22 protein-coding genes and 1 riboswitch are annotated in these 26,366 nt (G+C 69.1%); of the genes, 17 read left to right on the forward strand and 5 right to left on the reverse strand.

What is annotated here, in order from left to right; all coding sequences use genetic code 11:
- The first annotated feature begins 1 nt into the window (after position 1).
- From ACYVOK_RS07485 to ACYVOK_RS07550, 14 genes are all read left to right on the forward strand, one after another.
- Entirely contained in the window at positions 2 to 1,183 is a 1,182-nt protein-coding gene (locus ACYVOK_RS07485) for a DUF881 domain-containing protein (protein ID WP_460661529.1), read from the forward strand.
- 46 nt (positions 1,184 to 1,229) lie between these two features.
- On the forward strand, positions 1,230 to 1,613 hold the full coding sequence (gcvH, locus tag ACYVOK_RS07490) for a glycine cleavage system protein GcvH (protein ID WP_460662181.1): 384 nt from the start codon (positions 1,230 to 1,232) through the stop codon (positions 1,611 to 1,613).
- A gap of 191 nt (positions 1,614 to 1,804) precedes the next feature.
- Positions 1,805 to 2,341 carry an FHA domain-containing protein gene (locus ACYVOK_RS07495; protein WP_460661530.1) on the forward strand — a complete coding sequence of 179 codons (537 nt, stop codon included), beginning with the start codon at positions 1,805 to 1,807 and terminating at the stop codon, positions 2,339 to 2,341.
- Positions 2,328 to 3,011, forward strand: a complete 684-nt coding sequence (gene ftsR / locus ACYVOK_RS07500) for a transcriptional regulator FtsR (protein WP_460661531.1) — start codon at positions 2,328 to 2,330, stop codon at positions 3,009 to 3,011. Before ACYVOK_RS07495 ends, ftsR begins: the two co-directional genes overlap by 14 nt.
- Before the next feature lie 69 nt (positions 3,012 to 3,080).
- Positions 3,081 to 3,575 (forward strand): bifunctional nuclease family protein, encoded by a 495-nt coding sequence (locus ACYVOK_RS07505; protein WP_460661532.1) that lies wholly within the window; start codon positions 3,081 to 3,083, stop codon positions 3,573 to 3,575.
- Positions 3,576 to 3,784: 209 nt separating this feature from the next.
- The gene (locus tag ACYVOK_RS07510) at positions 3,785 to 4,399 is read left to right on the forward strand and encodes a MerR family transcriptional regulator (protein ID WP_460661533.1); all 615 of its coding nucleotides are present in this window, start codon (positions 3,785 to 3,787) and stop codon (positions 4,397 to 4,399) included.
- Positions 4,400 to 4,447: 48 nt separating this feature from the next.
- Positions 4,448 to 5,308 carry a dihydrodipicolinate synthase family protein gene (locus ACYVOK_RS07515; RefSeq protein ID WP_460661534.1) on the forward strand — a complete coding sequence of 287 codons (861 nt, stop codon included), beginning with the start codon at positions 4,448 to 4,450 and terminating at the stop codon, positions 5,306 to 5,308.
- 15 nt (positions 5,309 to 5,323) lie between these two features.
- Positions 5,324 to 5,413: riboswitch (glycine riboswitch) on the forward strand.
- A 73-nt stretch (positions 5,414 to 5,486) separates the two neighbouring features.
- The gene (gene gcvP, locus ACYVOK_RS07520) at positions 5,487 to 8,333 is read left to right on the forward strand and encodes an aminomethyl-transferring glycine dehydrogenase (RefSeq protein ID WP_460661535.1); all 2,847 of its coding nucleotides are present in this window, start codon (positions 5,487 to 5,489) and stop codon (positions 8,331 to 8,333) included.
- The gene (locus ACYVOK_RS07525) at positions 8,330 to 9,631 is read left to right on the forward strand and encodes a serine hydrolase domain-containing protein (RefSeq protein ID WP_460661536.1); all 1,302 of its coding nucleotides are present in this window, start codon (positions 8,330 to 8,332) and stop codon (positions 9,629 to 9,631) included. The genes gcvP and ACYVOK_RS07525 overlap by 4 nt, the downstream gene beginning before the upstream one ends.
- A gap of 345 nt (positions 9,632 to 9,976) precedes the next feature.
- Positions 9,977 to 11,320, forward strand: coding sequence for a pyridoxal phosphate-dependent decarboxylase family protein (locus ACYVOK_RS07530; RefSeq protein ID WP_460662182.1), 1,344 nt, complete (start codon positions 9,977 to 9,979; stop codon positions 11,318 to 11,320).
- 119 nt (positions 11,321 to 11,439) lie between these two features.
- Positions 11,440 to 12,945 carry an IucA/IucC family protein gene (locus tag ACYVOK_RS07535; protein WP_460661537.1) on the forward strand — a complete coding sequence of 502 codons (1,506 nt, stop codon included), beginning with the start codon at positions 11,440 to 11,442 and terminating at the stop codon, positions 12,943 to 12,945.
- Positions 12,946 to 12,962: 17 nt separating this feature from the next.
- Complete coding sequence (locus ACYVOK_RS07540; protein WP_460661538.1) at positions 12,963 to 13,487, forward strand: GNAT family N-acetyltransferase; 525 nt, start codon at positions 12,963 to 12,965, stop codon at positions 13,485 to 13,487.
- A gap of 1 nt (position 13,488) precedes the next feature.
- The gene (locus tag ACYVOK_RS07545) at positions 13,489 to 14,763 is read left to right on the forward strand and encodes a lysine N(6)-hydroxylase/L-ornithine N(5)-oxygenase family protein (RefSeq protein ID WP_460661539.1); all 1,275 of its coding nucleotides are present in this window, start codon (positions 13,489 to 13,491) and stop codon (positions 14,761 to 14,763) included.
- On the forward strand, positions 14,760 to 16,508 hold the full coding sequence (locus ACYVOK_RS07550) for an IucA/IucC family protein (RefSeq protein WP_460661540.1): 1,749 nt from the start codon (positions 14,760 to 14,762) through the stop codon (positions 16,506 to 16,508). The genes ACYVOK_RS07545 and ACYVOK_RS07550 overlap by 4 nt, the downstream gene beginning before the upstream one ends.
- Positions 16,509 to 16,556: 48 nt before the next feature.
- Here ACYVOK_RS07550 and ACYVOK_RS07555 read toward each other — a convergent pair whose 3' ends face one another.
- Complete coding sequence (locus tag ACYVOK_RS07555; RefSeq protein WP_460661541.1) at positions 16,557 to 16,712, reverse strand: hypothetical protein; 156 nt, start codon at positions 16,710 to 16,712, stop codon at positions 16,557 to 16,559.
- A 534-nt stretch (positions 16,713 to 17,246) separates the two neighbouring features.
- On the opposite strand from ACYVOK_RS07555, the gene ACYVOK_RS07560 reads away from it, so the two are divergent.
- Complete coding sequence (locus tag ACYVOK_RS07560) at positions 17,247 to 18,065, forward strand: Mom family adenine methylcarbamoylation protein (protein ID WP_460661542.1); 819 nt, start codon at positions 17,247 to 17,249, stop codon at positions 18,063 to 18,065.
- A 30-nt stretch (positions 18,066 to 18,095) separates the two neighbouring features.
- Here ACYVOK_RS07560 and ACYVOK_RS07565 read toward each other — a convergent pair whose 3' ends face one another.
- Both ACYVOK_RS07565 and ACYVOK_RS07570 read right to left on the reverse strand, forming a co-directional pair.
- Entirely contained in the window at positions 18,096 to 19,685 is a 1,590-nt protein-coding gene (locus tag ACYVOK_RS07565; protein WP_460661543.1) for a PfkB family carbohydrate kinase, read from the reverse strand.
- A gap of 27 nt (positions 19,686 to 19,712) precedes the next feature.
- Entirely contained in the window at positions 19,713 to 21,866 is a 2,154-nt protein-coding gene (locus ACYVOK_RS07570) for a DUF2157 domain-containing protein (protein WP_460661544.1), read from the reverse strand.
- Between the two features lie 135 nt (positions 21,867 to 22,001).
- Here ACYVOK_RS07570 and ACYVOK_RS07575 point away from each other — a divergent pair, with 135 nt between their 5' ends.
- Together ACYVOK_RS07575 and ACYVOK_RS07580 are read left to right on the forward strand one after the other, a co-directional pair.
- Positions 22,002 to 22,670 carry a class I SAM-dependent methyltransferase gene (locus tag ACYVOK_RS07575; RefSeq protein WP_460661545.1) on the forward strand — a complete coding sequence of 223 codons (669 nt, stop codon included), beginning with the start codon at positions 22,002 to 22,004 and terminating at the stop codon, positions 22,668 to 22,670.
- A 163-nt stretch (positions 22,671 to 22,833) separates the two neighbouring features.
- The gene (locus tag ACYVOK_RS07580; RefSeq protein ID WP_460661546.1) at positions 22,834 to 23,256 is read left to right on the forward strand and encodes a DUF805 domain-containing protein; all 423 of its coding nucleotides are present in this window, start codon (positions 22,834 to 22,836) and stop codon (positions 23,254 to 23,256) included.
- Between the two features lie 53 nt (positions 23,257 to 23,309).
- Here ACYVOK_RS07580 and ACYVOK_RS07585 read toward each other — a convergent pair whose 3' ends face one another.
- On the reverse strand, positions 23,310 to 24,719 hold the full coding sequence (locus tag ACYVOK_RS07585; protein WP_460661547.1) for a metallopeptidase TldD-related protein: 1,410 nt from the start codon (positions 24,717 to 24,719) through the stop codon (positions 23,310 to 23,312).
- Positions 24,716 to 26,233, reverse strand: coding sequence for a TldD/PmbA family protein (locus ACYVOK_RS07590; RefSeq protein WP_460661548.1), 1,518 nt, complete (start codon positions 26,231 to 26,233; stop codon positions 24,716 to 24,718). The genes ACYVOK_RS07585 and ACYVOK_RS07590 overlap by 4 nt, the downstream gene beginning before the upstream one ends.
- Positions 26,234 to 26,366 lie beyond the last annotated feature (133 nt).

Here is a 26,366-nt window from a genome sequence, read left to right on the forward strand (position 1 = left end):
CATGAGCAACGACAAGCCGGACCGGGAAGCCCAGGAGCCGCAGCGGCCAGACGCCGCCGCGGAGGATCGTCGCGCCGAACCCGCGGCGGACAGCAAGACGCCGGCCACGCCAGGCAGGGGCAGTGAGCCGGTCGGCACGGACGAGGGCCGGAAGCCGACCGAAGAGGCAGCCGGAGCCCCGTCATCCGGGGAGGGCGCGGCCGCAGCCGCGGCGTGGGGCGAGGGCAGATCTGCAGCCGCGTCGTCCGGTGAGCGTGGAGCCGCAGCCCCGCCGTCCGGCGAAGGTCGCCCTGCAGCGGCGCCTGGTGAGAGTAGCTCTGCAGCCGGGGCGTCGGGTGGAGGTACGCCTGACGGGGCGTCTGGTGGAGGCAAGGACGCAGGTGGGGAGGTCGGTGGGCCGGTGCATCCGGAGGAGCCGACGCCGATGCCTCGGCCGAAGTCGCCGCGGACGCCGAACCTGGCGCTGCGCCGGCTCAAGGCCGGTTTCAAACCGTCGCGCGGCCAGGCGATCGTCGCCGTCGTACTCGCACTGGTCGCCTGTATGGCGGTCGTCCAGGTCCGGGTCAACCGGGCCGACGACGGCTACCAGAACGCCCGCCGCGAGGACCTGATCGCGATCCTGGACGGCTTGGGCCAGAACACCCGGCGGCTGGAGAGCGAGATCGCCGAGCTGGAGGAGCGGAAGAACACGCTCGAGTCCAGCGCGGACAAGGCGCAGACCGCCCGCGAGCAGGCCGAGGCGCAGGTCCGCGTGCTCGGGATCCTGGCCGGAACCCTGCCCGCGCAGGGGCCGGGAGTGCGGATCACGCTGAACGACCCCGACGGCAAGATGACGTCCAGCAACCTGCTGGACGCGATCGAGGAACTGCGCGACGCCGGCGCGGAGGCGATCCAGATCAACGGCTCGGTCCGGGTGGTCGCCAGTACCGACCTGGTCGACGACTCGCCCGGCATCCGGATCGACGGCCAGAAGGTCAGCTCGCCGTACGTGATCGAGGCGATCGGGGAGTCGCACAACCTGGCCGAGGCGGCCAACTTCCCCGGCGGTCTGGTCAGCGAGGTGACCGGTCCCCAGGTCGGTGGAACGGCCGAGGTGACCGAACTTCCACTGGTCCAGATCACCGCCTTGCACGCGCCCGAGGAGCATCGTTACGCTCGCCCGGCGCCCAGCCCGACGAAGTAAGTCAGCCCCCACCAAGCAGCTGTGCTTTGAGTGAAAGAGGACGATGGTGTACCCGGAAGACCTGAAGTACACGCCCGAGCACGAATGGGTGAAGTCCGACGGCGACGGACCGGTGCGGGTCGGCATCACCGACTTCGCGCAGGACGCCCTCGGCGACATCGTGTACGTGCAGCTGCCCGAGGTCGGCAGCAAAGTGCGGGCCGGCGACGCCTGCGGTGAGCTGGAGTCGACCAAGAGCGTCAGCGACCTGTTCGCGCCGGTGAACGGCACCGTGACCGCGGTCAACGAGGCGCTCGCCGACCAGCCGGACCTGGTCAACAGCGACCCGTACGGCGAGGGCTGGCTGCTCGACATCGACGTCGAGGACGTCGAGGAGGTCGAGGCCTTGATGGACGCCGAGCAGTACCAGGCCCAGCTCGACCAGAGCTGAGCCGAAGCAGGCCGGAGCCGGCCCGGGACGCACGGTGCGGACCGCCCGGCGGCCGCCTTGCGCCAACTGATAGGTTGGCCGGACCTCAACCGCTGGTAGAGGGTTGAGGTCCGCGTTTCCGAGTCCACACTTGTTCACACGGGGTCTATCGAAAACGTCGCCGGACCGCCGGCGATCGGGAGGATCACAGCATGCCGTTCTGCAACCAGTGCGGGCACGAGAACTCCGAGGGCAGCCGGTTCTGCTCGCAGTGCGGAGCGATGCTTCCTGGCGCGGACCGCCCGGCGGCAACCTCGACCACGCCCGGTGTCACACCCGGTGTCACCGACACCGCGATGCTCACCCCGATCGGTGCCGAGCCGGAGCCGGAGCGCACCGGTGAGCCGCTGTCCGCCGACGACGAGGCCGCCGTCGGCGCGCTGCCGGCCGGGTCCGCCCTGCTGATCGTCCAGCGCGGGCCGAACGCGGGCAGCCGCTTCCTGCTCGACGTGGACGTGGTCACCGCCGGCCGCCACCCGGACAGCGACATCTTCCTCGACGACGTGACCGTGTCCCGGCGGCACGCGGAGTTCCGCCGCGACGCGTACGGCGTCAAGGTGCGTGACGTGGGCAGCCTGAACGGCACCTACGTGAACCGCGACCGCATCGACGAGGTCAGGCTGAACAACGGGGACGAGGTCCAGATCGGCAAGTACCGGCTGGTGTACTACGCCAGTGGCCAGGCCTGAGCCGTCCGCCGAGGGCCGCGGCATCGGTGAGGTGCTGCAGATCCTGCAGGCCGAGTTCGCCGACGTCACCATCTCCAAGATCCGGTTCCTCGAGTCCGAGGGGCTGGTGACGCCGGCCCGGACCGCGTCGGGTTACCGCAAGTTCAGTGCCGCCGACGTCGAGCGGCTGCGCTACGTCCTGACCGCGCAGCGTGACCACTACCTGCCGCTGAAGGTCATCAAGGAACACCTGGCCGCGATCGACCGCGGCCTGCGCCCGGCCGCGGGCGGCCCGCCGGTCGCGCCGACCTCGCTGCCGGAGCCGCCGGGCCTGCCGTCCGCCGAGGACTTCGGTGCCGAGGGCACCGAACTCAGGCTGACCCGGGAGGAGTTGCGGGCGGCCGCGGACATCCCGGCCGAACTGCTCGACCAGGTGGAGAACCACGGGCTGGTGGTGGCTCGTGGCAACCACTACGACGGGGACGCGATCGTGGTCGCGAAACTGGCCGGCGAGTTCGCCCGCTACGGCATCGAGCCACGCCACCTGCGCCCGTTCCGTACGGCGGCCGACCGCGAGGCCGGCCTGATCGAGCAGGTCACCGGCCCCCGCCGTACCGAGAAGACCGAGGAACTGGCCGCCCTCGCCGTCCGCCTGCACGCCGCCCTGGTCCGCTCCCGGCTCCCGCGCTGACCTTCGAGTTCGTCCCATCGGCGCACCCGTGGGCCTGCCCGGGGCTTCCCTGCGGAGTAGGCTGAAGGTGTGCGCGAAGTCGACGTGGTCGGAGTCCGGGTTGAGATGCCCTCGAGTCAGCCGATCGTGCTGCTCCGGGAGGTCGGGGGTGAGCGGTACCTGCCGATCTGGATCGGTGCCGCCGAGGCGAGTGCGATCGCATTCGCCCAGCAGGGTATGGAGCCGCCCCGGCCGCTGACCCATGATCTGTTCGCCGAGACCATCCGCGTGCTCGGCCACACCCTCAACCAGGTCCGGATCGTGAACCTGACCGACGGGGTGTTCGAGGCGATCCTGGTGTTCGACAACAAGACCGAGATCTCCGCCCGGCCGTCGGACTCGATCGCGCTGGCGCTGCGCACCGGGACACCGGTGTTCTGCACCGAGGAGATCCTGGCCGAGGCCGGGATCCCGATCCCGGAGAGTGAGGCGGCAGGCACCGACGAAGTGGAGGAGGAAGAGGAGGTCGAGCGGTTCCGCGAGTTCCTCGACCAGGTCACTCCGGAGGACTTCGACAAGAGTTAGGGGCGGGTCGCCGGTGCGGGACCCGCAGAGGTGAACGATCTGGTACAAGGCGCGCAAGGTAACGATTGAGGTCAGGGTTGCGACACGCTCTCGGGCGAGGGCTGTGATCGTTGACCCTCCCTGATCGGCGGCTTACCTTGAAGGAGTTGTGGGGTGTTGTCACTCCACGGATGTGACCCGTTCCAGTCGGTACCCAGGGAGGCTCAGGCGTGACACGCACCGGCGACACGGATCTGACGGCGCAGTCGACGTCCGAAGCACACGCCGAGGCGGCCGCTGCCGCGGGCGTCCAGGGTCTGCTCTTCGACGACGACCTGCGGCCGATGCCGGAGGACGTCGGGTTCCGCGGCCCGACGGCATGCGCCGCGGCCGGGATCACCTACCGTCAGCTCGACTACTGGGCACGCACCGGCCTGGTCTCCCCGTCGGTGCGCCCGGCAACCGGTTCGGGCACCCAGCGGCTGTACGGTTTCCGTGACGTCCTGCTGCTGAAGGTGATCAAGCGGCTGCTGGACGCCGGGATCTCGCTGCAGCAGATCCGGACCGCGATCGCGCACCTGAGCAAGCGCGGTATCGACGACCTGACCCAGATCACCCTGATGAGCGACGGCGCGTCGGTCTACATGTGCACCTCGCCGGACGAGGTGATCGATCTGCTGGCCGGCGGCCAGGGCGTGTTCGGGATCGCCCTCGGCGGTGTCTGGCGCGAGGTCGAGGGTTCGCTGTCCGAGCTGCCCACGGAGCGCGCCGACGGCCACGACGACGCCGACCAGCACGCGAACGACGAGCTTGCCGCCCGCCGCCGCGCCCGCATGACCGGCTGACCCGCTGCTCACACTGTGCGCCCACTCACCGTCGAAACACTGCGCGGTGTGTGGGCGACTTTGTTGTTGCCCCTCGACGCCGACGACTCCATCGACTACGCGCGGCTCGAAGCACAGGCGGCCACGCTCGCCGCGACCGAGGTCGACGGTCTGTACGCCCACGGCACCGCGGGGGAGTTCCAGACGCTGACCGAGCCCGAGTTCGATCGGGTCAACGAGATCCTCGCGGCCACCGGCAAGCCGTTCCAGATCGGTGCCGGCCATCCGTCGGCACAGCTCCAGTTGGAGCGGGTACGACGGGCCGCCGAGCTCGAGCCGGGTGCGGTCCAGGTGATACTGCCCGACTGGCTGCCGCTGAACGACCAGGAGTCGCTCGACTTCCTCCGCCGGGTCGCCGACACCGCCGCCGACGTACCACTCGTGCTGTACAACCCGCCGCACGCCAAGACCCGGGTCGGTCCGGACCTGCTGGTCAGACTCGCCGAGTCGGTGCCCAGCCTGATCGGCCTGAAGACCGCCGGCGGGGACAAAGCCTGGTTCGACGAGGCAACGAAGTCCGGCCTGTCGATCTTCGTGCCCGGCCACTTCCTGGCGAGTATGTCGCTACTCGGTGCACACGGCAGTTACTCCAACGTGGCCGCGCTCTCGCCGAACGGCTCGGTCCGGTATGCGCGCGACCTGGACGTGGAACGCCGGATCGGCGAGTTCTTCGCGCAGCACGTCGTACCACTGCAGAAGGCCGGGCTGTCGAACCCGGCGCTGGACAAGTTCCTGGCCGCCGTCGGTGACTGGGCCGATGTCGGCACCCGGGTTCGCTGGCCGATGACGGCGGCCACTCCGGAGCAGGTCGAGGCCGCCCAGCCGGTCGCCCGGAGCCTCCTGCCCGAACTGTTCGAGGATTCCTGGTAGCCTCGGGACTGCCGTACACAGCATTCGGGAGAGACCCGTTGACCCGGGCGCCGAAGGGGCAATTCCTCCCCGGAACCTCTCAGGCCCATGGACCGAATGCCACAGGCGACTCTGGAGCGCACACCACGTGACAGAGGGGGAGGCGACCCCGGCAGCACTGTCAGCCTTGGAGCCTCTAGTGAACGAAATCCCGCAAGTCTCGGCCGCCTTCGCCGACCGCCACATCGGACCGCGCCCGGACGAGGTCGCGCGGATGGTCCAGCTTCTCGGGTACGACGACGTGGACGCGCTGGTGGACGCCGCGGTCCCGGCGTCGATCCGGTCCGCCGAGGCGCTCCGGCTGCCCGAACCCGCCTCCGAGGTCGACGCGCTGCACGAGCTTCGCCAGCTCGCCGCCCGCAACAACGTCGCCACCTCGATGATCGGCCAGGGGTACTACGGCACCTTCACCCCGTCCGTCATCGTCCGCCGCCTGGTCGAGAACCCGGCCTGGTACACGGCCTACACGCCGTACCAGCCGGAGATTTCCCAGGGCCGGCTCGAGGCGCTGCTGAACTTCCAGACCGTGGTCTCCGACCTGACCGGCCTGCCGACCGCCAACGCGTCGCTGCTCGACGAGGGCACCGCGGCCGCCGAGGCGATGACGCTGGCGCACCGCTCCAACAAGAAGAGCAAGTCGGACCGGTTCCTGGTGGACGCGGACTGCTTCGCCCAGACCGTCGCGGTGGTCCGGACCAGGGCGGAGGCGCTCGGGATCGAGGTCGTGGTCGCCGACACCACCGACGGTCTGCCCGATGGCGACTTCTTCGGTTTCCTGGTGCAGTACCCGGGCTCCGGCGGCGTCGTCCGCGACCTCGCCCCGTTGATCGCCGCCGCGCACGAGCGCGACACCCTGGTCGCGGTCGCGTCCGACCTGCTCGCCCTGACGCTGCTGGAGGCACCGGGTGAGGCCGGCGCCGACATCGTGATCGGCTCGTCGCAGCGTTTCGGCGTACCGCTGTTCTACGGCGGTCCGCACGCCGGCTTCATGTCCGTTCGCTCCGGTCTGGAGCGGTCGTTGCCGGGTCGCCTGGTCGGCGTCTCGGTCGACGCCGACGGCTCCCCGGCGTACCGGCTGGCTCTGCAGACCCGTGAGCAGCACATCCGCCGCGAGAAGGCGACGTCCAACATCTGTACGGCGCAGGTCCTGCTGGCCGTGGTCGCGTCGATGTACGCCGTCTACCACGGCCCGGACGGCCTGAAGGCGATCGCCGAACGCGTCCACGACTACGCCGGCAAGCTGGCCGGGTCGCTGCGGGAAGGCGGCGTCGAGGTTGTCCACGACAACTTCTTCGACACCGTGCTCGCCCGCGTCCCGGGCCGCGCCGCCGACGTCGTCGACGCGGCCCGGCAGAACGGGATCTGGCTCCGCCTCGTCGACGCCGACCACGTCGGCATCTCCTGCGACGAGAAGACCGACGCCACCGCGCTGCGCCTGGTCTGCGACGCTTTCGGCGTCCGGTACGACGGTTCGCTCGGGACGACCGCGTTGCCAGAGGCGGTTCGCCGTACGACGGACTACCTGACCCACCCGGTGTTCAACACCCACCGGTCGGAGACCGCGATGCTGCGGTACCTGCGGAAGCTGTCCGACAAGGACTACGCGCTGGACCGCGGAATGATCCCGCTCGGCTCCTGCACGATGAAGCTGAACGCGACCACCGAGATGGAGCCGGTCACCTGGCCGGAGTTCGCCGACGTGCACCCGTTCGCGCCGATCGAGGACGCGGCCGGGTACGTGAAGCTGATCGGGCAACTGGAGCGCTGGCTGGCCGAGGTCACCGGCTACGCGAAGGTGTCGATCCAGCCGAACGCCGGCTCGCAGGGCGAGCTGGCCGGCCTGCTCGCGATCCGCGGCTACCACCGGGCGAACGGCGACGAGGGCCGCAACGTCTGCCTGATCCCGGCCAGCGCGCACGGCACCAACGCCGCCTCCGCGGTGATGGCCGGCATGAAGGTCGTCGTTGTCAAGGGCAACGACGACGGCACGATCGACCTGGACGACCTGCGGGCCAAGGCGTCCGAGCACGCCGAGAAGCTCGCGGCGATCATGATCACCTACCCGTCCACGCACGGCGTGTACGAGGAGAGCGTCACCGAGGTCTGCCGGATCGTCCACGAGCACGGCGGCCAGGTGTACGTCGACGGCGCGAACCTGAACGCACTGCTCGGGCTCGCGAAGCCCGGTGAGTTCGGCGGCGACGTCAGCCACCTGAACCTGCACAAGACGTTCTGCATCCCGCACGGTGGCGGCGGGCCGGGCGTCGGGCCGGTGGCAGTGGCCGCGCACCTGGCGCCGTACCTGCCGAACCACCCGCTGCTGGACCAGGCCGGTCCGGAGTCCGGGGTCGGCCCGATCAGCGCGGCGCCGTTCGGGTCGGCCGGTGTGCTGGCGATCTCGTGGGCGTACATCCGGATGATGGGTGCCGAGGGCCTGACCGCCGCGACGAAGGCCGCCGTACTCTCGGCGAACTACGTGGCGAAGCGGCTCGAGGGCGTCTTCCCGGTGCTGTACACCGGTGAGAACGGCCTGGTCGCGCACGAGTGCATCCTGGACCTGCGGCCGATGACGAAGGAGACCGGGATCACCGTCGAGGACGTCGCCAAGCGGCTGATCGACTACGGCTTCCACGCGCCGACGATGTCGTTCCCGGTGGCCGGCACGCTGATGGTCGAGCCGACGGAATCCGAAGACCTCGGGGAACTCGACCGGTTCTGCGACGCGATGATCGCGATCCGGCACGAGATCGATCGGGTCGCGGCGGCGGAGTGGCCGGCCGCGGACAACCCGCTGGTGAACGCGCCGCACACCGCCGAGTCGGTGATCAACGACAAGTGGGAGCACGCCTACACGCGCGAGGAGGCGGCGTTCCCGCGGTCGGTCGACCGCGCGTCGAAGTACTGGCCGCCGGTCCGCCGGATCGACGGCGCGTACGGCGACCGCAACCTGATCTGCTCCTGCCCAGCCCCGGAGGCCTTTGAGTGACTTCTGTACGTCCTGACACCGCCGCCGCTCTGTTCGCGCAGATCGCGGCGGCGCAGAGCGAATGGAAGCTGCCGTCGGTCAACGCCGGCGTGGTCCGGGACGGCGAGTTGGTGTGGACCGGGTCGCGCGGGCGGTTCGCCACGGCGGACGGCGGTGCGCCCGGTCCGGACGTGCAGTACCGGATCGGGTCGATCACCAAGACGCTGACCGCGATCCTGGTGCTGCAGTGCCGCGACGACGGGCTGCTCGCGCTGAACGATGCTGTGGGCAAGCACCTGCCTGGAATCGCCTTCGGGGACAGGACGATCCGGCATCTGCTCGCCCATTCCGGCGGCATGAACGCCGAGCCGGAGGGACCGTGGTGGGAACGCAACCCGGGTGTCACGTTCGACCAGTTGACGGCGGCGATGGACGAGTCGCAGGCCGCCGGACCCGCCGATCGGCGGCACCACTACTCGAACCTCGGTTACGGGTTGCTCGGCGAGATCGTCGCCCGGCTGCGCGGTGAGTCCTGGCTCGACCTGGTGCGGCAGCGCATCCTCGATCCGCTGGAGATGCGTCGTACGACGTACTTCCCGGCCGGTGCGGCGGCGCAAGGGTTCTCGGTGCACCCGTTCAGCGGCCGGCTGATGGAGGAGCCGGCGTACGACGCGGGTGCGATGGCGCCGGCGGGGCAGTTGTGGAGCACGATCGAGGACCTGGCGAAGTACGCGATGTTCTGGATCGACCCGGTGTACGAGGTGCTGAGCCGCGACACGGTCGAGGAGATTGCGTCGCCGGTGGCCTCCGATCCGCGCGAGGCTCTGAGCGCGTCGTACGGGTTGGGTCTGCGGTTGATCGCCGACGACCCGTACCTGTTCGTCGGTCACACCGGCTCGATGCCCGGCTTCCTGGCCGGTCTCTTCGTCGACCGGGTACGGCGGATCGGCGCGGTGACCCTCGGCAACGCGACCTATGGCCGGGTCGCCTCGCTCCCACCGGATCTTCTGCGTGAACTGGTCGACCATGAGCCGGTCCTCGCGCAGGAGTGGGTCCCGGAGCCGCCGCTCACCCAGGGCGAAGACATCCTCGGCCATTGGTACTGGGGCAACTCACCAGTCACCATGTCCGTCTCCGGCGGCATCCTCCAACTCACCGGCGCCCTCACGTCCCGCTTCTCACCCGTAGCCCCCGACCTCTACCAGGGCCGCGACGGCTATCTAGCCGGCGAGAAGCTGAAAGTCATCCGCGACGGCGACACGATCTCCCACCTCAACGTAGCGACGTTCGTCCTCACCAGGACCCCCTACGGTTCCTGATCCTCGGCCGGTATGCGGCACGTAGGGCGGATGCTCTCGCCGGAGCACACTGAACGAGCAGTCCGAACGTGCCCAGGCAGCGAATCGTGAGGATCGCCACGTCGGCCGTGGCCGAGTTGACACGGTACGTCATCGGCGGCAAAAGTTAGGTCTGCCTTACTAAGGCTTACCTAACAACTTCTTCTTCGGGAGATCTGGATGCCGCAACCTGCGCGTCTGACTGCGTTGCCCGCCCCGGTGCGCAGACCGTTCGCTTCGTGGCCGTTGGCCTCGACCGTCTCCGATCCGGGCCGGGGACCGTTGCCGGCTGGGGGGCCGGGGGAGGTTTTGCGGCGGGCCACCGAGGTGTTGGGGGAGCCGCGGGTTCCCTCGACCGGGGTCGGCGAGTCGGCGGCGCTCGAGCTGATCGCGGGGCTGCTGGCGGAGAACGGGATCGACCTGAGCCACCCGCACGCCGCGGCGCACCTGCAGCCGCCGGTGCTGCAGGTCGCCGTCGACGCGGACGCGCTGGCCTCGGCGAGCAACGCGTCGATGGACACCTACGACTCCGGTCCGGCGACGCTCGCGATCGAGCAGTGGGTGGTCAAGGCACTGGCCGGTCTGGCGGGCTTCGGCCCGGACGCGGACGGCGTACTGACGCCGGGCGGTTCGATCTCGAATCTGCTCGCCGTCCTGATCGCCCGTGACGACGCCGCCGCCGCTCTCGGTGTCGACGTACGGCGTTATGGAGTGCAGGGAATCGATCATCCGGTCGTGTTCTGCTCGGAGTTGGCTCACTTCTCGGTCCAGCGGGCGTGCGCCGCCCTCGGTCTCGGCGAGAACGCCGCGATCACGATCCCCTCGGACGAGCACTTCCGGATGCGTACGGACGTCCTCGCGGACGAGCTCGCCAAGCCGGGGCGGACGCCGATCGCGGTGGTCGCCACGGCCGGTACGACGGACTACGGCTCGATCGACCCGATCGCGCCGATCGCGGAGCTGGCCCGGCAGTACGGCGCCTGGGCGCACGTCGACGCGGCGTACGGGTTCGGGGCGCTGTTCTCCGACCAGCTCGCGCCACTGCTGGCCGACCTCTCGCACGCCGACTCGGTGACGCTGGACCTGCACAAGATCGGCTGGCAGCCCGCCGCGACCAGCGTGCTGCTGGTGGCCGACAAGAACCGGTTCGCCTCGTTCGGCCGGTCGGTCGACTACCTGAATCCGGCCGACGACATCGATTCCGGCCTGGACGGCCTGCTCGGCCGGAGCCTGCAGACCACCCGCCGCCCGGACGCGGTGAAGGTCGCCACCACCTTGACGGCGTACGGACGAGCCGGTCTGGGCGCGATGCTCGACACCTGTCACGAACTCGCGCACGCCGCCGCGGCCAGAGTCGTTGCCGACAGCAACCTTGAGTTGCTGGCGCCGGTGACGCTCACCACGGTGTTGTTCCGGGTCGCCGGGCAGGGCCTGGAGGCGGCCGAGGCGGACGCCCTGCAGGGGGAGGTCCGGCGCCGGTTGCTGACGTCCGGACGAGCGCTGATCGGCCGGACCAAGCTGCCGGCCCGCAGCGGCCGCCCGGCGGTGGTCGCGTTGAAGCTGACACTGCTGAACCCGAACGCCACCGCGTCGGACATCGAAAACCTGCTCGACCAGGTCGTGGCCACCGGCCTCGACCTCCAGGCCGAGACCGGCGAAGGAGCAGCGTGATCTCACCGACTGACACCGCGATTGCAGCCCACCTCAACGCGATCCTGCGGTGCTACACAAGGGAAACACCGGTCCCGGTCGAGGGGGGCCCGCTGAGCTTCCAAGTTGGAGACTCGACCGTGACGGCCCGGGTCGAGCACGCGTCCCGGACCGGTTTGCACGAATTCACCGACGTCCTGGTGGACGGCGTACCGCCGGCGCCGGAGGATCTGGTCCGGCTGCTGTCCGTCGACGCCGACCCGGCGGAGATCGAGGACCTCGCGGCCCGGACCGCCGAGTCGGTCCGGAACGTCGAACTGTTCGTCTCGAAGGCCGGCGGTGAGCGCGGACCCGGTCGCTTCCTGGAGATCGAGCAAGCACTGCTGTTCGGGCACTTGAACCACCCCGCCCCGAAGAGCCGGGAGGGACTGAGCGGCGACGAGCTGGCGGCTTACTCGCCGGAACTCGGCGGCCGCTTCGCGGTGCACTGGTTCGAAGCCGACGCCGAACTGGTGTCGTCGGACCAGCTGGTCGGCGCGCCCTCGCTGCAGGGACTGGACGCTCTGCAGCTCATGGGCGCGCTGGCCGGCATCACCCCGTCGGCCGGCCGAGTCCTCATCCCTGCGCACCCGTGGCAGGCGACCGCAGTGATGCAGCGCCGGCGGGTTGCCGAGCTGATTTCGGCGGGCCGGGTGAAGGCGCTTGGCCCGCAAGGAGCGCAGTGGTACCCGACCTCGAGTCTGCGGACTGTGTACCACCCGGACCTGCCGGTCATGCTCAAGCTGTCGCTCGGCCTGCGGATCACCAACTCACGCCGCGAATCCACGCCGACCGAGCTGCGTCGCGGCCTGGAGATCAACAGGTTGCTGGACGCCGCGTACAACGCCGGGACGGCGACCGCACACCCAACCTTCACCATCGTCCGTGACCCGGCGTGGGTGGCTCTGGACGAGGGCGGTCCGACACTGACCGGCCTGGACGTCGCCGTACGGGAAGTGCCGGCCGACGTCGACAGCTACGCGTGTCTGGCCGGTCTGGTCGCACCACGGCCCGGTGGGATCAGCCGTCTCAGTGAGTACGCCGCTGACGACCCGGCCGGCTGGGTGGCGTCGTACATCGACCAGGTGCTGGTGCCGATGCTGCACCTGTACGCCGAGACCGGCATCGGACTGGAGGCACACCAGCAGAACACGTTGGTGCGGCTGGACGGTGCCGGCCGGATCGAGGGCGGCGCGTACCGCGACAACCAGGGGTACTACCTGGCTTCGTCGTACTTGCGTGGACTGCTTGCTGTGACGGGATCGCAGGACTCCACCCTGGCCGTGGTCGACGATGCGATCGTCGACGATCGGCTGACGTACTACCTGCTGCACAACCAGGCGCTCGCCGTGGTGGGGTGTCTGGGGTACGACGGCGTCGCGGATGAGGACTCGTTGCTCGGTGTCGTGCGGGATCGGCTGACGTCGGCGCTGCCGTTGCTGAAGTCCGCCGGTCCGGATGGTGACCGGCTGGCTCGTCGATGGCTCGAGGCGGAGACGTTGCCGTGCAAGGCGAACATGCTCACCCGGCTGCGCGGGATCGACGAAGTGGTCGCGCCGTTGGATGCCCAGTCGGTCTACCTCGATATTCCGAACCCGCTGCGATGAGGTGTGACGTCGATCCGATGCTTCACCTGGACAACGGCTTCGACCTTCGGCCCGCCGGTCGTTCGGATGCCGCGAAGATCGCGTGGTGGATGGCACAGCCGCATATCCGGCGGTGGTGGCATCAGGACTGGTCGGTGGAGCGGTGGGCGCAGGAATTGAGCGCGCAGACCGCGGGAGAGCATTCGATTCCCTGTGTGGTGGCAATCGACTCCGAGGACTTCGGGTACGTCGAGCTCTACCGGGTCAGGTACGACCGGCTGGCGGAGTACTACGCGAGTGACGAGCACGACTGGGGAATCCACATCGCCATCGGCGATGTGACCAGGGTCGGCCGCGGTCTCGGCCGCCAACTGCTGCGTGCGGTGGCGGACGCGTTGCTCACGACGGACCCGGAGTGCCGGCGGGTCGTGGCCGAGCCGGATGTCGAGAACACGCCGTCCGTCCGCGCGTTCGCCGCGGCCGGGTTCGTCGAGCAGGGAGAGCTACAGCTTCCCGAGAAGACAGCACTACTGATGGTCCGCACCAGGACCGTGGAGGCCTGAGATGAGTACCGCACCATATGACGTGATCGCGATCGGCTGCGGGCCGTTCAACCTCGGGCTGGCCGCGCTGGCCGACGGCGTCGACGACGTACGCATCGCGGTGCTGGACAGCCGCCCGGAGTTCACCTGGCACCGCGGGCTGATGTTCGACGACGCGATGCTGCAGGTGTCGTTCCTGGCCGACCTGGTGAGTCTGGTCGAGCCGGCACATCCGCTGTCGTTCCTGTCGTATCTGCGGGACAACGACCGGCTGTACCAGTTCTACGTGCGGGAGAAGTTCCACCCGACCCGGCGTGAGTACGAGGCCTACCTGCGGTGGTGTGCAGCCCAGCTGGACTCGTTGCACTTCGGTCACCACGTGAACGACGTGTCCTGGGACGGCTCAGTGTTCCGGCTGACCGTGGAGCGCGGTGACGCGGTGGAAACGTTCGAGGCGCGGCATCTGGTTCTCGGCGTCGGGACTGAGCCGTTCGTGCCGGCTGCGTTGAGCGGACTGCCGGCCGAGCGCTTCCTGCACTCGGCGGACTACCTGTTCCGCCGGGAGGACCTGCTGCGCGCCGGTCGCGTGACGGTGGTCGGATCGGGGCAGTCCGGTGCGGAGTGCGCTCTGGACCTGCTGCGGGCGAACGGCCCGGCATTGTCCTGGCTGACGCGTACGCCATCGTTCGCGCCGCTGGACTACTCGAAGCTGGTGCTGGAGATGACGACGCCGTCGTACGTCGACTACTTCCATGCACTGGACGAGCCGACGCGTGACAGGCTGGTCAAGGAGCAGTGGCGGCACTACAAGGGCATCTCGTCGGACACGCTCGACGACATCCATGACGAGCTGTATCACCGCGACCTCAGCGCCCCACCGGTGGAACTGCAGTGTGGTGTGGCCGTGGTGTCGGCGGTGGCTCGGGCGGACGGCATCGAACTGACGATGCACCACACCGACACCGGCAAGACCTTCCAGCACCTGACCGACGCGGTCGTAGCGGCAACGGGGTATCGCAACCGCCCGCTGCCGTTCATGGCGTCACTCGAGGACCGGGTGCGGCGTGACACTGCCGGGCGATGGGTGATCAACCGGGACCACAGTGTGGCAACCGACGACGCGCTGGCTGGACGCATCTTCGTGGCCAACGCGGACCTGCACAGCCACGGTGTCGCGGCTCCGGACCTCGGAATCGGCGCCATCCGCAACGCGACGATCCTCAACGCGGTCGCCGGCCGTGAGTTCTTCCGCCTGCCGAAGTCCACCGCCTTCACCAGCTTCGCCATCCCCGGATGAGTGTCTGGACGCAGTGCTCGTCAGAACTCCTGGCGAAGCTCATCTCACAGCTCTGCACAGAAGGCCTGCTGCAGCCCGTCGACAACTGTCTGGACCTCGGCAACGTCTCCTACTCGTTCGAGGCGACCAGAGGCGCGTTCGGCAGTTGGCGCGTGACTCCTGGCTCGGTACGCCGTACGACGGCGGGGATCCTCGGCAACGACGAAAGCGAGGTCGCGACCGATCCTGTCCAGTTCCTCGTCGACGCAGCCGGCGTACTCGGGCTGGACGGGACGACGGTCGCCGGATACGTCGCCGAACTGACCAGCACGTTGGCGGCCGACGTACGAATGGCTACTACCGCCGTGTCGCGGTCCGAGCTGCTGGGACTGCAGCACAGTCGACTGGAGGGCCATCTGACCGGTCATCCGTTGCTGGTTGCCAACAAGGGGCGGCTGGGGTTCTCGGCCGAGGACAGCTTGCGCTACGCACCAGAGGCGCGCACTCCGATGCGGCTGGTGTGGCTCGCCGTACGTCGTGGCCTGGCGGAGTTCCGTGGTACGCCGGACCTCTCGGAGCACGCCGTGGTTGGTCGTGAGCTGGGGCCTGAGGTGTTCGAGGAGTTCCGGGCTCGGTTGACCGATCCGGACTCGTACGTCTGGCTGCCGTGTCACCCGTGGCAACTGGACCACGTCGTACGGACACAGTGGGCGCGTGAGCTGGCCGGCGGGGAGATCGTCGTGCTGGGGGAGGGGCCGGACGAGTACCTGCCGACGCAGTCGATCCGAACGATGGTGAACCTCTCCGAGCCGCTGCGCTACCAGGTGAAGCTGCCGTTGAAGATCCTGAACACGTCGGTGTACCGCGGCGTCCCGGAGCACTGCACCCTGGCGGCGCCGATGATCACGCAGTGGCTGCGCGGGCTGTGGCATCGCGACGAGGTGCTTGGCCGGCTCGGCACCGAACTGCTCGGTGAGGTCGCGTCCGTCACCGTTCGCCATCCGCAACTGTCGAGTGCTCCCGGGATCCCCTATCAGTGGACCGAGACGCTCGGGTGCATCTGGCGCGATCCACTCGACCCGCGGCTGCACCCGGACGAGACGGCGTGGGCGCTGGCCGCCGTACTGCACACCAGCCCGGATGGCCCACTCGTCCAGGCCCTGATCGAGAAGTCCGGTGCCGAACCGCAGGTCTGGGTCTCCCACCTGCTGTCAGCACTGCTGCGGCCGCTGCTGCACCTGATGCACCACTACGGCATCACGGTCAACCCCCACGGCGAGAACCTCGCCGTGATCTGCGGCCCCGAAGGCCTCCCCGCCCGGATCGTGATCAAGGACCTGGTCGACGACATCAACGTCTCCACCGACCCAGTAGTTGCCCGAGGCATTGAACCGGACTCGCACGCCCGGGTCCTGCCACGCAAACCCTGGCACGTCCTGCGGCAGTACCTCGTCGACGCCCTCCTCCTGGGAGTCCTCAACCCGCTGGCCGACCTGCTCGAAGACACCGACCTTCTAGGTCCGGACGTCTTCTGGGGCCTGGTGCGCGGCGAGGTCGACCTCTACACCCGGACCTTCCCGGAGTACGCCGATCGGCTGTCCGCCACTGCCCTCCTCGGACCGACCTTCACCCGCTACCCGCTGAACGGCTACCGGCTGACCCTCGGCTACACCGACCTCGACACCCGCCCACCCATCCCCTCCACAGGCACCATCCCCAACCCCCTCCACACCGCGAAGTCGATTCCGCCGACTACACCTTGGTGACGGTCGGCGGGCCGTGACGCCAGAGCTCCTCGTCGATGTGTCGGGCGATCAGCGTCCCATCGCGGTGGCGACGTTGTAGAGCCCGAAGCAGAAGACCATGACCACTCCGAAGAGCAGAATGAACAGAATCTGTTTCCAGAAGGAGATCAGGAGTATCGCGCTGGCCAGCACGACGACGGTCGCGACGAATTCGTTGGGAGGCATGGCACTTCTCCTTTTTCCGGGGCTGCAGAGCCTTCTGTCCTTCGATTCACTTCCCTTGGCTGCTTGTCTTTCGCCGCTCCTGGGTTAGAGTGAGGCGGCGGTCCGGCGTTACTGGTTACGCTTTCAGTGAACGTCACGACAATCGGTTGTCAATCCGGAAAATTTGGCATCACCGGCTATGTCCGGACATGATTTTGGCAGTGCTGGCCAGGTGCCTGGTTGCCGCTTTGGCAGCGTCCGGTGATACGCCGGAGCATTCCGGCGTACCGTTCGCTGCCAATTGGCAGACCGCTGCTGCCAACTGGCAGCACAACCCGCAACACGCCGCCAGAACTCGTCCGGTTGGGAAGTTGCGGCGACGCGGCAACGGTCGGCTAGCATGCACGCGTGGTGATCAGCGCCGCCGGACCGGCGGCTTCCGCGGTCGTCCCGCGGCCTTCGGCCCCAGCAGTCTCAGCCCCAGTAGCGCCTCGGATCTCGCTCGATGATTGCCGAACGCACGCACCGGAGTTCGCTGCCCTGCTGGCCGATGCCGTGCGCCGGCACACCGTTCCGACTCGCGCCCTGAGTGTTCGCACGCTGCTGCACCTGCCCCGGCTGGCCCGCCCGAACGGCACCGTCGGGCGCAATCAGGTGATCGCCGAACTGAATCGCAACGCCGGCCGGCTGGCGCACGACCAGAAACTGATCGAGCACCTCATTCCGACGGACGAGTACGGTCTGACCGACCTGCGTTTCGTGCGGCTCGGAAATGCCGAGGCGGACCAGATCTTCAGCCGGTTGCATTACCTGCGCAGCGCCCGCGCCGGGTCGGTGAACTTCGCTCTGGTCGACCCGGTGAACAGGCTTCCGGTGACGTTGTGCAGCCTTTCACCGCTGGAATGGCGGCGGGTCGGCCGGCAGTTGCAGACTCAGTTCGGCGTACCGCTGGGCGCCGCCTGGGACGTGTCCCGGGTGTATTCGTTCGACGTCGCCCCGCCGAATGCGATCTCCTTCCTGCTGGCGAAGGTCCGGCAGGTGATCCGGCGCGAGATTCCCTCGGTCCAGGTGCTCACCACCGCGGTCGACCCGAATCTGGGATTCGTCGGCGCGAGCTACCGGGCGGCGAACTGGCAGCAATGGATGTCGATCGAGGCGCGGCCCTACCTGTACGTCGACGGCGTCTACGCCAGCCCGCGCCAGCTGCGCACCCGGTTCGGGGGTGCCAACCTGACCGAGCTCCGTGCCGCCCACCCGCACGGGCGGTTCGAGCAGAGCCGGGCCAAGCTGCTCGACTCGGTCATCTACTGCTGCCGGGTCCGCGGCGAGACCGAGGCTGTCCCGCCGACGGACCAGCGCCGCCTCCGCCGCTAGGGCACGTCCTAGGGCACGTCCGACCTCAGGTCAGGCGCCGAGGCCGCCGCCGTTGACGGTGAACGGGGAGCGGGCCAGCAGCGCCTCGACGCGTTTGCGATCGGGCATCGAGTTCGACAGCGGGAAGTCGGCGGTCGCGCACGACATCGCGGCGGCCGCCCACAGCGCCACCTGGCCGGTGAACTTGCGGTCGTTGTCGACCAGCTTGGCCGCGAGCGCCGCGCAGAAGGCGTCCCGGGCGGCCGAGGACTCCTTGTAGATCGACGGGATCGTCGGCACGCTGATCACGTCGTGGGCCGGGCCGGAGTAGACCGTGCAGCCGCCGTTGACCAGCAGGCACAGTGTCTCGACGCCGAAGGCGAGCAGGTTCCGCGCGACCGGGTCCGGGTCGAACGGTCCGAGCCCCTGCGAGGCGAAGCTCCCCAGCTCCCACGGATGGGCGACCAGGTAGTCGATCCGGCCGAAGGTGTCCCGCGAGATCCGCTCGTCGACGTACGGCTGACCCGGTGTGACGATCGTCAGCGGCCGGCTGTCCGGGTCGCGGTGGGCGATGGCGAGGGTGTGCTGCATCGTCTCCCGCGGCACCTCGAACGTCATCAGCACCGCGTCGCACCCGGCCAGGTGGGCATAGCGGTCGTCCATGTCCTCCGGTGACAGGAACACCTCGGTCTGGTTCCGCCAGTTGACCGCGATGCTGTCGCCGAGCTCCTTCTCGAACACGCCGGTGAACGGCGTACGGCCGCGCACCCGCTTGACCAGCGACGTGTCGACGCCCTCCTCCTGCAGGTACTGCAGGATCTGCTCGCCGAACCGGTCGTCGGTGACAGCGGCGATCATCGACGTCTGCAGACCGAGCCGCGCCGCGGCGACCGCCTGATTCAGGCCTTTGCCGCCGGGGGAGAGGTCGAAGCTGTACGCCTCGCTGGACGTCTCGGGAGCCGGCAGCGTCTTGGTCCGGAAGGTCGCGTCCATCACCGCACCGCCGACCACGATCACCCGCCCGGCCGGCGGGTCGTCGGTGGCCGGCGCCGCGTCGAGCATCACGACCGTCTTCGAGCCGACCGAGTAGATGTCGCGCCGGATGAGCTGGTTCGCGAGCTCCCGCAGTACGGCGGGCTCTGTCGTACCGCGCAGCGCCCGGTCGCTCGGAGCCTCCGGCGGCTGGTGGCCCAGCGCCTGGTGGAGCCGGTGCCAGTGGTTGAGCAACGTCTCCCGGCGGCGGCCGAGGGAGGTGCTGTACAGCGAACGGGTGATCCGCTCGTCGACACCGGCATGGGTGAGCGCGTCGGTGTGCAGGCCGAGCGCCAGGATCGCATCGGCGACGAGCTGCTGGGTGCCGTGCAGATCCTCGCGCACGCAGTGGGCGACCAGGTCGAACGCGGCCGAGGCGAGGTCGAGTTCGTGCACGGTGGCGAACCGGCGGGTCGCGGCGAGGTCCATCAAGGGTGCCGCGATCCCGGTCCGGTTCGCGTGCAGCCGGGCAACGGTCAAGCCGTCATGGGTCCGCAACTTCTCGAGCACGCTGGCGAGCAACAGCACGTCCGCCGTCTGCTGATCGCTGCGGTTGGTCATCCGGCCCCCGGGCTCGTCATACTCCTCGAACCCAAGTATGCGGATCACCGGGTCACCGGGGAAACCGGCAGCGCGTCATCGCAACGCCGACAACCAGCGCGCGGCGTGCTTGGCCTGGGCGAGGCGGCGTTCGTATGTCGCTCCGACGGCGAGCAGGACGGCGCCGGCGGCACCCAGGGTGATCCAGCGCGGAATCAGCGGGGCGACCTCGAGGAACTGCCAGATCCCGATCTTCGCCAGGACGGCGGCGCCGATCACGAACGGAGCCTGGAGGCCGAGCTGGGCGCCGAGCACGATCACCGTCAGCGCCGCGGCGACGACAAGCGTCACCCGGATCCAGCTACTGTTGCCATCGGCAATCAATGCCGAGGGCACCAGGCCGATCAGCAGGCCCGGCCCGAGGAAGATCCAGCTCGGCTGGTCACGCCAGGCCAGCACGCCGATCGCGACCATCACGATCGCCGGCGGCACCGTGAACCACTCGATCGTCGTCCCACCGGCCGCGAGCACGAACGCGGTGTTCGCGACGATCAGCAGGAACCCGGCCACCAGCAGCGCGGGGCGCCGAGCCGGTGCCATGCCATAGGCAACCAGCGGAGCGGCGGCGATGGTGAGCACGACACCGGTCCCGGCGTCCGCGGACACCATGACCGCGACGATCTCGGCTGCCACGACGGCACTCGCCGACGCACACATCAACACTCGCTCGAGCGGCTGACCGACGTACCGGCAGGCGAGGCCGATACTGCAGGCTCCGATGACGGCGAGGCTCACCGCGCCCGCCCACAGGCCGACGAAGTCGTCCAGCGTGAACAGCACGACCGCGAACTGCGCACCCAGACTGGCGACCCCGGCCGCCGGGACGGCGTCGATCACCGTGCGCAGAGCGGCGAAGACGGCCAGTACGGCGACGATGCCGGAGATGAAGCCGAGCTGCCGTACGTCGGCCTGCCACAGGCAGAACAGAACGTTGACCAAGGCAACAGTGATGGTGGCGACGTGCAAGATCAACGAAACCGGTCCGGTACGTCGGTTGCGCAGGATCACCGTGATCGCAAGCGCGGTGGCGAGACCCGTGGTCAACCAGCGGCCGGGACCCGGCAGCTGCGGAAGGCACGTGGCGACCACGAAACCGGCGGCGGCCGCGCAGACCGCTTCACCGAGTTGCTGCGTGATCGAGAGCGGCCGCTTCCGCAGAATCAGAACGCCGGTGGCCGCGGCGATGCAGACGACCGCTGTGGTGGCGCTGACGGTCATGAGTCCGGCGTTGGTGAACGTCGTACCGGTGAAGTCTCGGTAATCGGCGGAGTACTTCGTCAGCAGACCCGAGAAGGTGCGCGCCATCCCGGTGACGAGGATGCCGCAGAACACGACGGCCGCGGTGATGGCCCCGGTCCGGCGGACGATCGCCGTTCCCTTGCCGGAGAGGACGAGGGTGGCAACGACCTGCGCGAGCAGAGCGGCGAGCAGCCACGGCAGGCTGACCCGGTCGATCAGGATCAGTGGCAAGGGCAACTGACCCGCGATGACGGTCGTGACGCCGTAGGTGACCACCTTCGGCGCCGCGCGCGTCATCAGAAGGTTGATGAGGGCAACGGCGCCGAAGACGATCGCACTGTAGGTGATCCCGTCGACGGAGTCCCGCGGGACGAGGCCCAGGGCGCGGGCGCCGTACAGGTCGACGGTGAGCAGGCCGCAGCCGAGGATGGCGAGGGCCTCGGCCGACGCGGCGAGAGAACTGCGGCTCGCCGGGACGGAGCCGGCGAAGGCGAGCGCGGCGAGGGTGCCGATGATGCCGGCCTGCGCGGCGACGGGAATGTTGTCCCAGTTGACCGCGAGGAAGGTGACACCGGCCGCCAGCAGCAGGAGTACGCCGAGGCTGAGCAACGTTGCCTGCGGACTCAACCGGCGGCGCGGTCGCGCGGGCCGCCGTTCCGGTTGAGCCGGCGGCCGCATCGGCAGGAAACCGGCAGCGGGCCGGCGAACCTGCCGCGGGGGCGCCAGTGTGGGTGCCGGCGTGGGTGCCGGCGGGCGTGGTGTGGGTGCAGGCGGAGGCGGGATGGGGGCCGCCGGTGAAGGTTGCATGGGGAGGCTGCGCGGGGGAGGCGGCGGGGGAAAGGGTGCCTGCGGCAATGGAGGTGGCAGGGCCGCGGGTTGTGCCTCGAGAGTGAGGTGTAGCAGCGTGTGACAGGCCGGGCACCGGAAGGGGGCGGTGGCGTGCGCGTTCATGGCGATCCTCCTGAGTCTCACCTCACTATCCCGAGCAGGAACGAGCGTCGGCGTGAGTACGTCTACTCAATTCGTGCCGTAGGCTGCTGCGGTCTGCCGGTCGTCCAGACCGGCGTGACGACCACGGGGAGCACCATGAACACTGGACATGTCGAGCTCGCGAGGGCTCAGCAGGAACGTTGGCAGACGGCGTACGAGCAGCATCCACACCTGCACGGGACCGGGCCGTCCGAGGCGGCGCGGTGGGCGGCCGGCGCGTTCGGTGCCGCGGGCATCGACGACGTGCTGGAACTCGGCGCCGGACAGGGTCGTGACGCGCTTTTCCTGGCCCAGCAGGGTTTCAGCGTGCACGCCACCGACTTCAGTGAGGCCGCGCTCGACCAGTTGCGGCTGGCGGCACAGCGCGAAGGCCTCGACGACCGCGTCACCGCGGCGCTGCACGACGTGCGCGACCCGCTGCCGCCGGCCGACGCGACCGTCAACGCCGTGTTCGCGAACCTGCTGCTGAACATGGCGTTCTCGCGCGCCGAGTTGCGGTCGCTGGTCGGCGAGGTCCACCGCGTCCTGCGACCCGGCGGGCTGTTCGTGTACGCCGTCTGGTCGGCGGACGATCCCTGGTCGGAGCAGTGGCAGGAGCTCGAGGACGGGCTCGCGATGCGCGACGGGTTCGTCGGCCGGTTCTTCGACGAGGCGCTGATCCACGACCTGGCCGACCGCTGGCGGCTCGACGACGCGACGCCGTACCAGGAAGGTGCCCGCCGGCTCTGGCGCGTCGCCCTCGCGAAACCTCACCCGGAAAGCTGAAGCCGGCTCTAGGAAAAAGCCGGTTCCGAAGAGGTGAAGTTCACTCTAGCTGCGGCGCGGCAGATTGCGGTGTGGTCACCAATGCGAATAGTTGCATTGACGAACCCCACCGGTTCCGACAGGCTCTGTCCGCGTCTCACCTTCGACCATCGGAGAATCAGCAATGCAGTGGTACATCGACGTCCTCAAGAAGTACGCCGTGTTCAGTGGCCGGGCCCGGCGCAAAGAGTACTGGATGTTCGTGCTCTTCAACGTGATCATCTCGATCATCCTGGGCATCATCGACCGGATCATCGGCACCGACTTCGGCAACAACAGCGGCAACGGCTGGCTGTCGACGATCTACAGCCTGGCCGTCCTGGTGCCGTCGATCGCCGTCGGCATCCGCCGGATGCACGACACCAACCGCAGCGGCTGGTGGGTCCTGATCAACCTGGTGCCGTGCATCGGCTGGATCTGGTTCATCGTCCTCGCCGCGCAGGAGGGCACCGCTGGTGACAACCAGCACGGTCCGGACCCGAAGGCCGCGGAGCGCTTCGGGCAGCCGGGAGCGGGACCGGCCGAGCCTGGATACCCGACAGTCTGACCCGGACACACACAGAAGCCCCGCGAGAAAAATCTCGCGGGGCGTTCTGCTTTCTAGCTGGCCTGGCTCACGCTGGACATGTTGAAGTCCGGGACCAGCAGCGGCGGGGTCGCGGTGCGGGAGAAGTCGTCACCCCATTCGCGGGAGAACGACGGCACCGTCGCGCCGGCCGCGGTGAACCGGGCCAGCAGGTCGATCGGGCTCTCGTTGAACCGGAAGTTGTTCACGGCACCGGTCACCTCGCCGTTCTCGACCAGGTAGACGCCGTCGCGGGTGAGACCGGTGAGCAGCAGGGTCTGCGGGTCGACCATCCGGATGTACCACAGACAGGTCAGCAGCAGGCCGTGGTCGAGCCCGGCGACCAGGTCGTCCGTGGTCCCGGTCGCGCTGTCGACCGACAGCACGTAGTTGTCGATGTCCGGGGTCGCGGCCGGCGCGCCGATCAGGTCCGCGGTGTACCGGCTGGTCATCAGCGTCTCCAGCCTGCCGCCGCGGATCCAGTCAGTTGCCTTCAGCGTGAGCCCGTTGTCGAACACGCTGGACGATCCGCCGGACGACCGGGCCACCGCGAACGGGAACGTCTCCAGCCCCCGCAGGAGCGGATCCGACCGCAGGTTGACCGGCTGCGGTGACAGTACGTCGCCCACGCGCGTTCCGCCTGGCGGCTTGGCGAAGGCGCTGCGCCCCTCGAACGCTTCCCGCCCGTCGAGACACCAGAACAGGTACGTCGTGAGGTCCGCAACGGCAGCCGGTGGCAGCACCGTCGGGTGCCGGCCGGCGTCCACGGACACGGTCCGGCGGGCCCAGCCGAGCCGGCGGGTCAGTTCGGCGTCGATCGCGTGCGGGTCGATGTCGGCGAAGTCGCGGGTGGCGGCGCCGACCCAGGCCGACTGGCTCAGGTCACCCGACTTCCCGGTCGCGGTGACGAAGCCGCGGGGGAGAGCGTGGCGCAGCCGCAGTCCGGTGGACGAACCGACGTACAAGGTGACGACCTGGTGATCGGCGAAGCCGTAGAGCCAGCGGTGCTCGTGGCCGGCCCGCTGCAGGGTCTCGCCGAGGGCCGGTGCGAACTTCTCGTAGACGCCGACCGAGGTCTCCTCGGGCTCGAGGTCCCAGTCGTCGGCGGCGGCCCCCTCGATCAGCGGGCGGGCGTCCTCGGCCGGGCTCGACGCCCGGGCGGTCGAGACCGCGGCCTCGACGATCTCGCGCAACGACGCGTCGGTCACCGAGGACCGGCCGACGACGCCGGCCGCCGTACCCTCGCCGGCGCCGACCGTCGCGATCACGGTCACGCTGGAGCCGCGCATGGCGCCGTTGGTGGTGAGCGTGTTGTTCGCCCAGCGGAGGTTGGTGCTGGAGGTCTCCGCGACGATGACGACGCAGCCGTCGGCGCCCGCGGCCTTGGCCAGTGCGAGACCCCGCTCGACGGTGTCCTGCGGGATGAGCTGAATGGCGGTCGTCACCGGCCGGCCTCCTGCGTGGTGTTGAGAATGCGGACGCTGCGGAACAGGGCGGACGGGCAGCCGTGACTGACCGCGCCGGACTGCGCCGGCTGGGCCTTGCCGCAGTTGAGCGCGCCGCCGAGGACGTACGTCTGCGGACCGCCGACGGCCTCCATCGAGCCCCAGAAGTCGGTGGTGGTCGCCTGGTAGGCGACGTCGCGCACCTGTCCGTCCAGCTTGCCGTCGGTGATCTTGTAGAACCGCTGCCCGGTGAACTGGAAGTTGTACCGCTGCATGTCGATCGACCACGACTTGTCGCCGACGATGTAGAGGCCGTTCTTCACCCGGGAGATCAGCTCCTCGGTGGACGGCCCTCCCGGGGCCGGCTGCAGCGACACGTTCGCCATCCGCTGGATCGGGATGTGACCGGACGAGTCGGCGTACGCGCAGCCGTTCGAGCGCGGTGTGCCGAGCAGGCCCTCGTTGACCTTCGCCATCCGGCGGTCGACCTGGTAGCCGACGAGGATGCCGTCCTTGACCAGGTCCCACTGCTGGGCGGCCACGCCCTCGTCGTCGTACCCGACGGTGGACAGGCCGTGCTCGGCGGTGCGGTCGCCGGTGACGTGCATGATCGGCGAGCCGTACTTCAGCGTGCCGAGTTTGTCGATCGTGGCGAAGCTGGTGCCGGCGTAGTTGGCCTCGTACCCGAGGGCGCGGTCGAGCTCGGTGGCGTGACCGATCGACTCGTGGATGGTGAGCCACAGGTTCGTCGGGTCGATCACCAGGTCGTAGACGCCGGCCTCGACGCTCGGCGCGGCCATCTTCTCGGCCAGCCAGCCGGGGATGCCGGCCAGCTCCTCGTCCCAGTTCCAGCCGGTGCCGGTCAGGTACTCCCAGCCGCGCCCGGCCGGCGGAGCGCAAGTGCTCATCGAGTCGAACCGCCCGGTCTCGGCGTCGACCGCGAACGCGGTGATCTTCGGGCCGATCCGGACCCGTTGCTGGGTGAACGACGTACCCGCCGAGTTCGCGTAGAACTTGCACTCGTGCACCGAGGCGACGTGGACGCTCACGTGCGCGACGCCCTCGGCGCCGAGCAGCCGGTCGCTGTAGTCGGTGAGCAGCGCGATCTTGTCGGCGCGCGGCCGGCTGAACGGGTCGATTTCGTACGACGAGATCCAGGTGGCGTCGTGGTACACGGGCTCGTCGGCGAGCTCGATCGTCTCGGCGTTGATCGGCCGCGACACCTGGGCCATGTTCACCGCCTGCTCGGCGAGCTGGACCGCCTCGTCCTTGGTGAGGGCGACCCCGGCGGCGAAGCCCCAGGTGCCGTCGTGGATGACGCGGACCGCGAGGCCGAGGTCCTCGTCGTCCTTGGCGTTCTCCAGTTGGCTGTCGCGCAGGGTGATGGACTCCGACCGGATCCGCTCCAGGCGGAACTCGGCGAACGTCGCGCCGAGGTCCTTGGCGCGCTGCAGGGCCGCCTCGGCGAGCTCATGACGGGGAAGGGCGAGAAAACTCGCGTCGACTTCAGGCACGAGTCGACCCTATACACGGAACCATCTGTTGACCGGCGGTGTAGTGACAATGTCAGCAAACAGCCTCGCTCCGCTCGGAGGGGGAGAGAAGTTACCGCCTCGCTCCGCTCGGCGGGTGGATTGAGAGTCCGCC

The sequence above is a fragment of the Kribbella swartbergensis genome (assembly GCF_054784135.1).